At 44.7% G+C, this 13085-nt stretch carries 14 protein-coding genes; 5 read left to right on the plus strand and 9 right to left on the minus strand.

Translation table 11 applies throughout. The features are described 5' to 3' along the window. Positions 1-69: 69 nt before the first annotated feature. Positions 70-282, plus strand: a complete 213-nt coding sequence (locus tag JX580_RS01910) for a hypothetical protein (protein WP_248851108.1) — start codon at positions 70-72, stop codon at positions 280-282. Positions 283-610: 328 nt separating this feature from the next. Here JX580_RS01910 and JX580_RS01915 read toward each other — a convergent pair whose 3' ends face one another. Next, positions 611-826, minus strand: coding sequence for a Nif11-like leader peptide family natural product precursor (locus tag JX580_RS01915; RefSeq protein ID WP_248851109.1), 216 nt, complete (start codon positions 824-826; stop codon positions 611-613). Positions 827-880: 54 nt separating this feature from the next. Further along, positions 881-1723 (minus strand): HDOD domain-containing protein, encoded by an 843-nt coding sequence (locus tag JX580_RS01920; protein WP_248851110.1) that lies wholly within the window; start codon positions 1721-1723, stop codon positions 881-883. 110 nt (positions 1724-1833) lie between these two features. On the opposite strand from JX580_RS01920, the gene JX580_RS01925 reads away from it, so the two are divergent. Both JX580_RS01925 and ppsA read left to right on the plus strand, forming a co-directional pair. Then, positions 1834-3039, plus strand: a complete 1206-nt coding sequence (locus JX580_RS01925; RefSeq protein ID WP_248851111.1) for a mechanosensitive ion channel family protein — start codon at positions 1834-1836, stop codon at positions 3037-3039. Between the two features lie 41 nt (positions 3040-3080). After that, the gene (gene ppsA / locus JX580_RS01930) at positions 3081-5495 is read left to right on the plus strand and encodes a phosphoenolpyruvate synthase (RefSeq protein WP_248851112.1); all 2415 of its coding nucleotides are present in this window, start codon (positions 3081-3083) and stop codon (positions 5493-5495) included. 80 nt (positions 5496-5575) lie between these two features. Here the strand turns inward: ppsA and hemL are convergent, their stop codons facing one another. The 7 genes from hemL to JX580_RS01965 all read right to left on the minus strand — a co-directional run bounded on the left by hemL (position 5576) and on the right by JX580_RS01965 (position 11633). Continuing rightward, positions 5576-6856 carry a glutamate-1-semialdehyde 2,1-aminomutase gene (gene hemL, locus JX580_RS01935; RefSeq protein WP_248851113.1) on the minus strand — a complete coding sequence of 427 codons (1281 nt, stop codon included), beginning with the start codon at positions 6854-6856 and terminating at the stop codon, positions 5576-5578. Between the two features lie 306 nt (positions 6857-7162). Further along, positions 7163-7783 carry a thiamine phosphate synthase gene (gene thiE / locus JX580_RS01940; protein ID WP_248851114.1) on the minus strand — a complete coding sequence of 207 codons (621 nt, stop codon included), beginning with the start codon at positions 7781-7783 and terminating at the stop codon, positions 7163-7165. Then, on the minus strand, positions 7784-8197 hold the full coding sequence (locus JX580_RS01945) for a rhodanese-like domain-containing protein (protein ID WP_248851115.1): 414 nt from the start codon (positions 8195-8197) through the stop codon (positions 7784-7786). A gap of 9 nt (positions 8198-8206) precedes the next feature. Then, complete coding sequence (locus JX580_RS01950; protein ID WP_248851116.1) at positions 8207-8704, minus strand: TlpA family protein disulfide reductase; 498 nt, start codon at positions 8702-8704, stop codon at positions 8207-8209. A 145-nt stretch (positions 8705-8849) separates the two neighbouring features. Further along, positions 8850-9512 carry a ribose-5-phosphate isomerase RpiA gene (gene rpiA / locus JX580_RS01955; RefSeq protein ID WP_248851117.1) on the minus strand — a complete coding sequence of 221 codons (663 nt, stop codon included), beginning with the start codon at positions 9510-9512 and terminating at the stop codon, positions 8850-8852. 15 nt (positions 9513-9527) lie between these two features. Continuing rightward, on the minus strand, positions 9528-10433 hold the full coding sequence (argF, locus tag JX580_RS01960) for an ornithine carbamoyltransferase (protein WP_248851118.1): 906 nt from the start codon (positions 10431-10433) through the stop codon (positions 9528-9530). 21 nt (positions 10434-10454) lie between these two features. Beyond that, complete coding sequence (locus JX580_RS01965) at positions 10455-11633, minus strand: aspartate aminotransferase family protein (RefSeq protein WP_248851119.1); 1179 nt, start codon at positions 11631-11633, stop codon at positions 10455-10457. Between the two features lie 293 nt (positions 11634-11926). On the opposite strand from JX580_RS01965, the gene JX580_RS01970 reads away from it, so the two are divergent. Both JX580_RS01970 and JX580_RS01975 read left to right on the plus strand, forming a co-directional pair. Then, positions 11927-12853, plus strand: a complete 927-nt coding sequence (locus JX580_RS01970) for a branched-chain amino acid transaminase (RefSeq protein WP_248851120.1) — start codon at positions 11927-11929, stop codon at positions 12851-12853. A gap of 19 nt (positions 12854-12872) precedes the next feature. Next, the gene (locus JX580_RS01975) at positions 12873-13079 is read left to right on the plus strand and encodes a zinc-finger domain-containing protein (protein WP_248851121.1); all 207 of its coding nucleotides are present in this window, start codon (positions 12873-12875) and stop codon (positions 13077-13079) included. The last annotated feature ends 6 nt before the right edge of the window (positions 13080-13085 follow it).

Genomic DNA, 13085 nt, shown 5'->3' on the forward strand with positions numbered 1-13085 from the left:
GCCCTGCGCAATCTCAGCACAAATTTATGAGACATTTGGGTTGATCTAAAATTATTGGAGGTTTTTAACATGATTGAAGTGATTTCAAAGCAGGAATGGCAGGCGCTCACTACCCATGCACAGCAGGAAGTAAGGGATTTCTTTCTGTTCATTAAAGCTAAGTACGTCAATCAACAACAAGTGGATACAGACAGATTTGATACCATGGCTTTGAGTGAGCAGGCGCTTGCTGAAGATTGGTTAAATCCTGATGAGGATCAAGCATGGTCGAAATATAAGTAGGGAGTGTTGTTTTCGTTCGATTCCCGTTTTCTGATCTAAGTGGGGTCAAAAAAAGACCCGCATCAGTCTTGGCTAAACTCCCTAAAAATGACTTGATTCTTTGTCAAATAACAAGCAAATCTTACTCAGACGTTGATGCGATTGAGCTTGTGCCATCGGATTTTACTGAAGGTAAATTAATACAAATCAGTTATATTCGTCCGAGTAAAATTTTCACTGCAAATCATGTTATCGTTGATTCAGTCGTCGCAAAAACACATCACGCTATTCACCAAATAACGATCAACAAGATTGAGCAAATTCTACGCGGAAATGAATCAACAGCGTCTCAATGATACTCGCCGGGTAAGCCGTTTTTAATCATCGTGGCTTGGCCGACTTTTTTACCCGACATTCGCAACAGTTCGTCACCTGAAAATTCATAGCCTAGTTTTAGGGCGATACGTGCGACATCGTCTGCGGTGGAGGCCGCGACAACTTGTTGTTTCAACGCAGGGTCAGCCTGCATTTTCATAATAAACGCTTCCATTTGATCTAAGGCCATTTTTTGACTCCAAGTTAGTGCACCTAGTGCGGGGTTGTGGGAAATATTCGGGTATTAGCTGATTCGATTGCTATAGCCCATTAAAGCAATACGAATTTCTCTTATTGCACCGTCAGGGATCATCAGTTCATTTTTGCCATCACGTTCATAGTTTTTCATTTCTTCGCCCCGATAAGCGCCAAGCGAAATCTCACTAACAATCGAATTTGCGATTTTAGTCAGGGCAACTAACGCACGTACGCGATCATTTTCAATTTTTCCGCATTCGCTAATATGATGCAGATAAATCGCGCTAAGGATATCAATCGGTAGATGCCATTTTTTACCCAGCAGCACCCCTATAGCTGTGTGCGAGGTATTATATTTTAATTGTTCTCGCTTGATATATTCACTCGGGCTAGAGTGGGATAATTGAAAAACCTTGGCATAGTTTTCTGGATCTTTAGTGGCCAGCATCAGGCAACCCGCGTTATGAAACAGGCCCATCATATAGGCTTCATCGCGAGTAATATCGGCAACCCATTCAGACAAGTCGGCCATGCATACCGCCACATCAACAGAGTGGCTCATAATGTCTTTGTAGAGTTCAGAAGAGTTAAACAAATCTTTCATACTGGCAGAAAAAACTAGGTTTTTAATATTGTCCATGCCAAGCATTAGCACTGCCTGGCCAATTGTTTCTGCCGGGTTTCGTAATTTATAAACCGGGGAGTTGGCTAAGCGCAATACTTCACCTGATAAGGTAGTATTTTGTTCAATGATGGCGGCAATACGATGACTACTACAAAAGCGGCTGGCTAGTTCTTGCTCGATTAATATAAGCTCCTCAGGAAGTTCAGGAAGCTTAAGGCCTTTAATCGCTTGCAGGGCTAGACGAAGAGTTTGTTCCATGTTCATTTTAAAGCCATGTTAAATCCATAATCATAACAATGTATTTTATCACTCTATTGAGACTAGGCCCTATAAATGTTAGAGTTCAGACAGTTTGTTTATTCCAAAGGAAAGTTATGTTTAACGTGTATTTGATTCAAGCGCTTGAAAAAATAGGTCTGGATGGCGCCGGGCTGGATTTAGCGGCATTGCTTTTAACCTTATTGAGTGTGTTGATCCTGATCGGCTTCAGTTTTTACTTATCAAGGCAGCTATTGTTGCCCTTGTTAAGTCGTCTAATTGATCATTTGGAAGGTGATACGCTTGATGCGACGCAGGATGAAAGACCTAAGCTAGCGAGCCATATCGCGCATCTTGTGCCTGCTATTTTATTAATTAATTTTGTTGAGTTCTTTTTTTCTAGTTGGCATGCATGGGAACTTTGGGCCAATAAAATAACCTGGCTTTATCTCTATCTATTTATTGGTTTAACCTTTACCAGTTTGATTGACTTGTTAACGGCTATCTATGCACTTAAATTCCAAAATTCGAACTTGCCTTACCGTGTCATTACCCAGCTTGTAAAGTTAATCACTTTTATTGTTATCGGTATCTTGTCTGTCAGTCTGCTGGTGGGTTCATCGCCCGCCTTTTTGTTAAGTGGTTTAGGTGCACTAACTGCAGTGCTGTTATTGGTTTTTCGTGACACGCTATTGGGTTTGGTGGCCAGTGTTCAAGTGGCAGCCAATCGCATGGTCGCGAAGGGTGATTGGATCGAAATGCCAAAATACGGTGCCAACGGCAATGTTATCGAAGTGGCCTTGACGACGGTAAAAGTTCGTAATTGGGATAATACCGTCACCACCTTCCCAACCTATGCATTAATTTCTGATTCATTTATTAACTGGCGGGCGATGCAGGAGTCTGGCGGACGGCGGATTAAACGCGCCATCCAACTTGATATTCATACAATACGTTTTGTAGATGATGAAGAGCTGAAAAAGTTCAAAAACAATCCATTTTTATCGCGTTTTTTTGAAGAACAAACCTATGTTGATTTAAATCAAGCGGATTTAACAAATTCTGCACTTTTTCGTGCTTATATAGAATGGACGCTTCGCCAACACCCGCTTATAAATCAAAATCTAATGGTCATGGCGCGTCAAATGCAGCCCACTGAAGTGGGGTTGCCGATTGAGGTCTATTGCTTTAGTGCCGATAAAAATTGGGTCAACTATGAACGTATTCAATCTGATATTTTTGATCGTTTACTAGCCGTTTTACCCTTGTTTGATCTAATGGCGTTTCAGCGATTGGGCAATAAAGGTCAGGTCGTTGGCTAGGCAACAGTCGCCCTAACATGATGAGTAGCAGAGGTAAAAACATGACGTATCAATATATTAAGTTTTTTGAAGAAATCGGCATAGAGGATATTCCTCTGGTTGGTGGAAAGAATGCCTCTTTAGGTGAAATGTACCAAACACTCGTGCCCAATGGTGTTCCGGTGCCGAATGGTTTTGCGATTACCGCGCAAGCCTATCGTTATGTGTTACAAGAAAATGGTATCTGGGAGGCGCTGAAAACCTTAATCGGTGAGTTGGATCCGCATGATATGGATGACTTGCAAATGCGAGGTCAAAAAGCACGTCAAATGATTTATCAGGCTGAATTGCCGGAGGATTTGAAAAAAGAAATAGTGGCGGCCTACAGTGATTTACGCCAGTTGTGCGGTGAGCATATTAGTCTTGCGGTTAGGAGTTCGGCAACCGCCGAAGACTTGCCTACAGCCAGTTTTGCAGGTCAGCAGGACACCTATTTAAATATTCGTGGTGATGCGGCTTTTTTGGATGCCTGTAAGCGTTGTTTTGCGAGTTTGTTTACCGATCGGGCGATTCATTATCGAATCGATCAAGGCTTTGATCATTTTAGCGTGGCCTTGTCGATAGGCGTTCAGCAAATGGTACGGTCTGATTTATCGGCATCAGGCGTGATGTTCTCGATAGATACTGAAACCGGCTTTCAAGAAGCGGTGTTTATTACTGGTGCGTATGGCCTAGGCGAAAACGTAGTGCAAGGTTCGGTCGATCCTGACGAGTTTTTTGTCCATAAACCGACCTTTAAGCTAGGTGCGCGGGCAGTTTTAAAGCGTCACTTGGGTTCCAAAAAGATCAAGATGGTCTATTCAAGCGGCAATACCAAAGAACCGGTTAAAAACGTGCCGACCGTTAATGCAGAACGTACTCGTTTTTGTATCAGTGATCAGGAAGTGCTTAAGCTTGCGGAATATGCAATCAAGATAGAAGAGCATTATTCTAAGCAAGCGGGCTACCAAAAGCCTATGGACATGGAGTGGGCTAAAGATGGTTTAACCGGCGAGTTATTTATAGTACAAGCCCGTCCGGAAACGGTCGCATCACAAGTAAAGGGCTCTATTTTAAGTAGCTATACACTGACTGCGCTTGATAAAACCTTAATGGCGGCCGGGCGAGCTGTTGGGGCGAAGATTGGGGTCGGGCGCGTTAGGGTTATTGAATCGGTGGATAAATTAAATGAATTTCAGCCTGGTGAGATTTTAGTTAGTGATACCACCACTCCTGATTGGGAACCGGTGATGAAGATTGCTTCTGCAATAGTAACCAACCGTGGAGGGCGGACTTGCCATGCTGCGATCATCTCGCGTGAACTAGGGATACCGGCAGTGGTGGGTTGTGATAATGCTACCGAGAAACTTAAAACAGGAGACAGGGTTACGGTATCCTGTGCCGAGGGGGAAGTTGGCTTTATTTATCAGGGCGAATTGGAGTACCAGATAACAGAAACGGACCTTTCTGATTTACCTATACCTAAAACGCATGTCATGTTGAATTTAGGTAATCCTGATTTAGCCTTTCAACATAGTTTTCTACCTGTTTCGGGTGTCGGATTAGCAAGGATGGAGTTTATTATCAATGAAAGCATTAAAGTGCATCCACAAGCCTTGTTGTATCCTAAAAGGATTGAATCAGAAACGGTACGCAAACAGGTAGCCGACCTAACTAAAGGCTATGAAAATGGTCAAACCTACTTTGTTGAAAAACTGTCCGAAGGCATAGGCACCATCGCGGCCGCTTTTTATCCGCGTCCGGTTGTAGTTCGTATGTCCGATTTTAAGTCTAACGAATATGCCTCCTTGTTGGCAGGCCAGTACTTTGAGCAAAAAGAAGAAAACCCGATGCTGGGTTACCGAGGGGCGGCGCGCTATATTGATGGCGAATATCAACCCAGTTTTGCACTGGAGTGTGCCGCAATTCGCCGTGTGCGAGAAACCATGGGGTTGGATAATGTGATTATTATGATCCCATTTTGTCGCCGATTGACAGAAGCCGAGCAAGTGATTGAGGTTCTTGGGCGCTATGGCTTGAAGCGCGGAGAAAAGGGGCTGCAGATATATATGATGTGCGAAATCCCAAATAATGTGTTGCTGATTGATCAGTTTGCTGACTATTTTGATGGTTTCTCAATTGGTACGAATGATCTAACCCAACTGGTATTAGGTGTCGATCGAGATTCGTCTAAGGTTGCTTCGTCGTATGACGAACGTGATGAGGGCGTTAAGCTAATGATTAAATGGGCGATAGAGGGTGCCAAGCGAACTAACAAGCATATTGGTTTGTGTGGTCAAGCGCCGTCTGATTATCCTGAAATGGCCGAGTTTTTAGTGGATCTGGGTATAGAGTCGATGAGTTTAAATCCAGATTCCGTGCTTAAAACAATTCCACTGATTTTGGAAAAAGAAGCCAAGCATACGGTAAAAGTATAAAACCTAATATAGCTAAGTTGAAAAGCAACGCCGGCTCAGATGAATCTGAACCGGCGTTTTTATAATCCGCTAATCCTCGACTAGAGTTGAGCCATTACAATTCGAGCGGCTTCAATCGTTTGATCTATGTCCGCATTCGAATGGGCTGCGGATACAAAACCCGCCTCGAAAGCAGAAGGTGCTAAATAGACGCCCTCATTTAGCATGCCATGATAGAACTTTCTAAAAAGTTCCATATCGCCGCGTGCGACCTGTGCGAAGCGCGTGATGTTCTTTTCTTCACTGAAGAAAAAGCCAAACATACCGCCCACCTGGTTGGTGGTGAAAGGGATTCTGGCTTCATCGGCTACGGCTTGTAATCCATTCACTAAACGCAGCGTTTTAGCTTCTAAATGTTCAAAAAATTCAGGTGCTTTTAGAAGGTTAAGGGTCATTAAACCGGCTGCCATTGCAATAGGGTTACCGGAAAGTGTGCCGGCTTGATAGACAGGGCCTAAAGGTGCGATATGGCTCATGATTTCTTTTTTACCGCCAAATGCGCCTACCGGCATTCCCCCACCAATAACCTTACCAAAGGTAGTTAAATCCGGGGTGACACCATAACGACCTTGAGCACCCTGCAAGCCAACGCGGAAGCCGCACATGACTTCGTCAAAAATCAGTACCGCACCATATTGATCACACACTTCACGCAAGGCTTCAAGAAAACCAGGTTCAGGTGGAATACAATTCATATTGCCGGCAACCGGTTCAACAATTATGCAGGCAACCTGTTCTCCTATTTCACTAAACACCTTGCGAACCTCATCGGCATCATTATGGGTCAGGGTCAGGGTTTCAGAAGCCAGTGCAGCCGGTACCCCCGGAGAGGAGGGGACGCCAAGCGTTAAGGCGCCTGAACCGGCTTTAACCAAAAGCGAGTCAGAATGACCATGATAACAACCTTCAAATTTTACAATCTTGTCACGACCGGTATAGCCTCGTGCCAGACGTATCGCGGTCATGGTGGCTTCAGTGCCTGAGCTCACCATACGCACCATATCAAAAGAAGGAATCAGTTCGCAGACCAGGTCAGCCATTGTGGTTTCCATAACGGTGGGTGCGCCAAAACTCAGTCCATGCTCGGCTTGACGTTGAACGGCTTGTATCACCTCTGGGTGAGCATGACCAAGAATCGCAGGCCCCCATGAGCCAACATAATCAATATATTTTTTATCATCTTCGTCAGTTAAATAAGCGCCGTGTGCGGATTTGAAAAATATGGGATCTCCGCCTACGCCTTTAAATGCGCGTACCGGTGAGTTGACGCCACCGGGAATATGTTTTTGTGCGGCAATAAATAAATCATGAGAACGAGACATCAGCAATCCTTTAATTAAGAGTTGAACACGCTTTAACCTGTGTGCCGATGCCTTTAGCTTATTGCATAAATCAGACGTTGCGGAGGCATCAAAGGTTTGGCGCTAAATAATGCTATTTAACCCGAATATTTCACGAATTTGTACCGACCTTGCTTGCTTCTTGATTCCACAAGAAATATTTTCTCAGTCGGCCGTAATCATGGATACGACGCTTCTTCGAAAATTTCCTTGTGAAACCAATGCACTGCGCAATCTCAGCACAAACTCATGAAACATTCGGGTTAAAGCAAGCGAAAAGTAACAAGATTATACCTTGAATAGGCGACTGATGTCATGAGCCGCTTGGCGGATATCCGGTTGGGCAAACACCCCCTGAATAACTGCTAGACTATCCGCACCGGCTGAGATTAGGCTAGGCGCATTGGCTTGGGTAATGCCGCCAATCGCCACAATAGGTATTGCTAACATTTTTTTTGCTTGTTTAAGCGTATTGAGATCGGCTTGCGGGGCGTGGGGTTTGGTCTTTGATGGGAAGAAACGCCCAAAAGCGACATAATTTGCATCAGTATCTTGCATCTGCTTTGCTCGTGCTAAATCGTTGTAGCAGGATACACCGATAATGGCGTGCTTGCCAAGCGCGCTGCGCGCTTGAGGCAGCGAAACATCCTGTTTGCCTAGATGAACGCCCTTGGCTTCGCAGGCAAGTGCCAGTTCAACCGAGTCATTAATAATTAACCAGGCCTGGTAATCGTCGCATAGCTTTTTAAGCTGTTTACCGATTTCAACCTGTTGCAAAAATGGGCTGGTTTTATCTCGGTATTGAATAATGCGTGCCCCGCCTTCGAGGGCTTGGCGCACATGATCGATGACAAGCAGGCCTGGTGATAAGCCAGGATCGCTAATGGCATAAAGACCAGAAAGCTTCAATTATTGGCCTGTGTGCTCATGCCAGCCGGCAAGGCCATTGAACAGAACACGAACCTGGTCATACCCTACAAGGCGCAATGCCATGTGGGCTTTGGATGATAAAATACCGGTATCGCAGTAGAGGACAATCATTTGGTCTTCCGGTAGTTTGTCTAATTCGGATAAAACAAAACGCCAGTCAATATTGATCGCACCCGGAATCGCATTGTTGCTAAAGTCGTGGGCTTGACGTGCATCGACCAGGACAACCTCATCCTTTATTTCAGCAAGGTTCGCTGCCATGATCACGCCATCACCAAAAGAGGCCATTTCCATATAATCTTGTAGCGCCATAATCATATCATCACGATCAATCGCCCAAGCCGATCCGATTAAACTAAAGCTGGTTAATAATGCGAGTAAAGTTTTTTTCATGCTGTGCTCCTAAAATTGTGGACTAAGTTGATCAATCCGTTGGCGTAAAAACTCAAAATCACTGTCGCCAATTTTGCGGTAAACAATATTGCCGTTAGGCGCGATTAAGAAGGTGGTTGGGGTAAGGCGAATCTGTCCGAAGGCTTCACTTAAGCTACCATCGGAGTCTTGAATGAAATTAAAAGGGTAGGGGTTGGCGCGTACAAAAGCGTCAACTTGGTTTTTAGGGTCATAGTCCATTGAAATCGCAAGAATTTCAAAGCGGTCACCAAACTCTTCTTTGAGCTTTGCCATGTCGGGCATTTTTGCCACACAGCTAGGGCAGGAGGTTGCCCAAAAATTTACCAATATCGGTTTTTTGGGAAGGTTAAGGTTTACCTGTTCGCCAGATTTCAGTTCAACTTGCATCGAAGGTGCTTTTTCTCCACCGGAAATAGAGAAATAAACCAAAGCGCCAACAAGAATGGCTACCAGGCCTGCAAAGAGTTTTGTGGATAGACTTTTCATCGTACCTCCGAGATTGTGAAAATAAATAATTAGCTTATTTTACAGGAAAAAGATAAATCGAAGTAATGAAGGAAATAGGAATATTTGGGTAAATCAGATGACGAATAAGACAGCCGACTTACCCAAGCAGGGGTGTGAAATCAACTTAAGCTTTTAGCGTTTCAACACCGTTTTTGCCACCGCATAAAAATACATCCGCGTTACGGCAAGCAAACAAGCCATTGGTGACCACACCGACGATTTGATTGATTTCGGTTTCCATCGCAACCGGATCGGTAATCTTAAGGCCGTGAATATCTAAAATCACATTACCATTATCGGTAATAAAACCATCACGCAACACCGGCTCGCCGCCAAAACGTTTAACGATTTCGCGAGCAACATAGCTGCGCGCCATCGGAATGACTTCAATCGGTAATGGGAATTTACCCAGTACGGCTACTTTTTTACTCTCATCCGCTATACACACAAATTTTTTAGCCACGGCCAATACAATCTTCTCACGCGTGAGTGCGCCGCCACCGCCTTTAACTAGGTGCAAACCCGGATCGGCTTCATCAGCGCCATCGATATAGACAGAAATTTCGCTGACGCTGTTGAGGTCTAAAACCGGAATGCCATGAGCACGAAGGCGCTCAGCTGAAGCTTCAGAACTGGCTACGGTGCCTTCAATCGTATGCTTTATTTTCGCCAATTCATCAATGAAAAAATTGGCGGTTGAACCTGTACCCACACCGATAATCGTTTCAGGTACTACATAATCAATAGCGGCTTTAGCAACGAGTTGTTTTAATTCATCTTGTGTCATAACTGTTTCCTATTTTTATCTTTTCATTAAGAATTCAAGTAGCGCTTTTTGCGCATGCAAACGATTTTCTGCTTCGTCCCACACTACGCTTTGTTGGCCATCAATCACTTCTGCGGTAACTTCCTCTCCGCGGTGAGCGGGTAGGCAGTGCATAAACAAGGCATCAGAATTTGCCTGCTCCATTAAAGATTGGCTAACACGATAATGAGATAGTGCTTGTTTGCGAAGACGCTGTTCGTCTTCTTGACCCATGCTAGCCCATACGTCGGTTACAATCAGGTCAGCTTGGTCGGCAGCCTGCATAGGATCACGAATAATTTCGACCCGATCTTTCGCCATTTGAACTAAATCGGCACGAGGCTCAAATCCTTTGGGGCAGGCAATACGTAGCTTAAAATCATAGAGCTGTGCGGCATTAATATAAGACTGACACATATTATTGCCGTCTCCAATCCAAACCACGGTTTTACCTTGAATAGAACCACGATGTTCATAATAGGTTTGCATATCAGCAAGAAGTTGACAAGGGTGAAAGTCATCGGTGAGTGCATTGATCACCGGCACGCTTGAAAATTCGGCCATGGTTTCAACGATACTATGTTCGAAAGTACGCACCATAATGCCATCAACCATGCTTGAAATCACGCGTGCGCTATCTTCAATCGGCTCGCCACGACCCAACTGGGTATCACGCGGCGATAAAAATAAAGCATGTCCGCCAAGTTGAGTCATACCGACTTCAAACGAAATACGGGTACGTGTTGATGCTTTTTCAAAAATCATCGCGAGCGTTTGGTTTTTGAGCGGTTCGTAAATCTCGCCAGCCTTTTGCATGGCTTTTAACTCAATCCCGCGTTTTAAAAGCTGATTAAGTTGCTCACTGCTGAGGCTTTGGAGGGTTAAAAAATGTTGGGTTGTCATGTTAAAAATTTTGTTGTTAGTTTAAATATCAGTTAAAAATTCGTTAATCAGTTCACATACACCCTGAACCAACTGGTCTTGTTGTGCGTGTGACATAACAAAAGGAGGTAACAGGCGTATCGTGTCGCCACGGGTTACATTAATTAACAGGTGTTTGTCGAGTGCGCGTTTAACGAGTTCACCACAAGGACGATCAAGTTGAATACCGATCATATAACCCTTACCGCGAACTTGTTTAACTTGTTCAACGCCGGCTAGCTTTTGTTTGAATTGGTTTAAAAGCACTTCACCTTGTTTTGCTACATAATCAATATAGTTATGGTGTTCTAGTGTTTTGATGACCGCTAACCCGGCAGCACAGGCTAAGGGGTTTCCGCCAAAGGTGGTGCCATGATTTCCTGGAGCAAGAACTTCAGCCGCTTTTCCACGCGCTAAACAAGCACCAATCGGAACCCCGTTGCCTAGAGCCTTAGCTAAGGAAAGCACATCCGGCAAGATGTTTTCATGCTGAAACGCAAACCATTTACCTGTGCGCCCGACACCTGTTTGAATTTCATCAATCATCAACAAAAGATTATGTTGGTCACACAGCGCGCGCAAGGCCTTTAAATAGCCAGCTTTAGGCACATGCACCCCACCTTCACCTTGAACTGGCTCAACCAGTATTGCAACTAAATTAGGATGAGTGGCAATTTTTTGTTCGACCGCATCAAGATCATCAAACGGAACACGAACAAAACCTTCTACCAGCGGGTAAAAACCTTCTTGAACCTTTTTGTTTCCGGTCGCACTAAGTGTCGCCATGGTTCTGCCATGAAAACTGTTATCCATCACCATAATTTCGGGATGGCTGACACCACGATCATTGCCATATTTGCGAGCTATTTTAATCGCGCCTTCATTGGCTTCAGCACCAGAATTGCCAAAAAACACCTTATCCATGCCCGATAGGCGGATAAGCTGGTCAGCAAGCGATTGTTGGTTGACCACATGATATAGATTCGAAGTATGAATCAGTTTTTTGCTTTGTTCGCAAAGCGCGTGCGCGATTTCAGGATGTGCATGCCCTAAGCTGCAAACAGCAATTCCGCTGACAGCATCTAAATAAGCACGGCCTTGTTCATCATAAAGCGTAGCGCCTTCCCCTTCGACAAAGGTGACAGGTAAACGTGCATAGGTGTTCATTAAACTGGCTGACATCTTAACCTCTAAAATACATGGCGAATGGTCGTATATATTGAAAACAAAAAGGGCAACCCAAAACCTGCTTAGGCGTTGCAATTTTCGCAAGACAAAGATTGATTTTAGCGGAATAAAGAATAAATTCAAGTTATTAAGCCCTTCTCGATAGCGAAATACTGCAGTAAAGAGAGAAGTTAACAGGACGTGTTTGAACCAAGCTGAAATAAACCCGAGTCAAAATCTGTTATTCAGCAAGCGCTTAGGATAAAATATTGTCTTTTTAATAGACAAATTGTTTGGGGAGCCTTTGAATGCGAACAATGTCGGATCGTGATGGCCTGATTTGGATGGACGGTCAAATGGTGCCTTGGCGTGAAGCCAACACCCATGTGTTAACTCATACCTTGCATTATGGCATGGGCGTATTCGAAGGTGTGAGAGCCTATGATGCCAAGCAGGGTACCTCCATTTTTCGCTTGGAAGCGCATACAGATCGCTTGTTTAACTCGGCCAAAATTATGAATATGCCGATGCCGTTTGATAAAGAAACGATTAATCAAGCCCAGCGTGCTGCGGTAGCGCAAAATAACTTGAAGTCCGCTTATTTGCGCCCCATGGTCTATTACGGATCAGAAGGTATGGGGTTGCGTGCCGACAACCTAAAGGTTCATGTGATTGTGGCGGCTTGGGAGTGGGGCGCGTACATGGGTGAAGAAAATTTGACCAAGGGCATTAAGGTCGCAACCTCGTCCTATACCCGTCACCATCCGAATATCACCATGACCAAAGCTAAAGCGAATGGCGCTTATATGAATTCGATGTTGGCATTACAAGAAGCAATTTCCCACGGCTGTCATGAAGCCTTGTTGTTAGACCCGCACGGTTTTGTTGCCGAAGGCAGTGGCGAAAACTTCTTTATGATTAAAGATGGCGTGATCTATACGCCGGACTTGTCTGCCGCATTGGATGGTATTACCCGCAAGACGGTGATTCAGTTAGCGAATGAGCTTGGCTATAAAGTGATTGAAAAACGCATTACCCGCGACGAAGTGTATATTGCGGACGAGGCTTTCTTCACCGGTACAGCGGCTGAAGTCACGCCGATACGTGAGTTAGACAATCGCCCGATTGGACAGGGATCGCGTGGGCCAATTACTGAAAAACTACAAAGTTTGTATTTTGATGTCGTGCATGGTCGTTCTGCACCGCATCTGGATTGGCTAACCCCAGTCAAATAAATTATTAAGAGGAGTGACCATGACTGCACAATCCTGTTCACAACGTCGTGTCGAAGTAACCTATGATGATTTGCCGCTTTATTGCCCGATGCCGGGCGAAAGCGCATGGGATGCGCATCCGCGCGTGTTTTTGCCGATTGAGGAAACCGGTGAAGCCAAATGTCCTTATTGCGGCACAGAGTATGTGCTGAAAGATTGGAACCCGCATCGCGGGGGACATCACTAGGTAGAT

Source organism: Thiomicrospira microaerophila, from assembly GCF_023278225.1.
Lineage (GTDB): Bacteria > Pseudomonadota > Gammaproteobacteria > Thiomicrospirales > Thiomicrospiraceae > Thiomicrospira > Thiomicrospira microaerophila_A.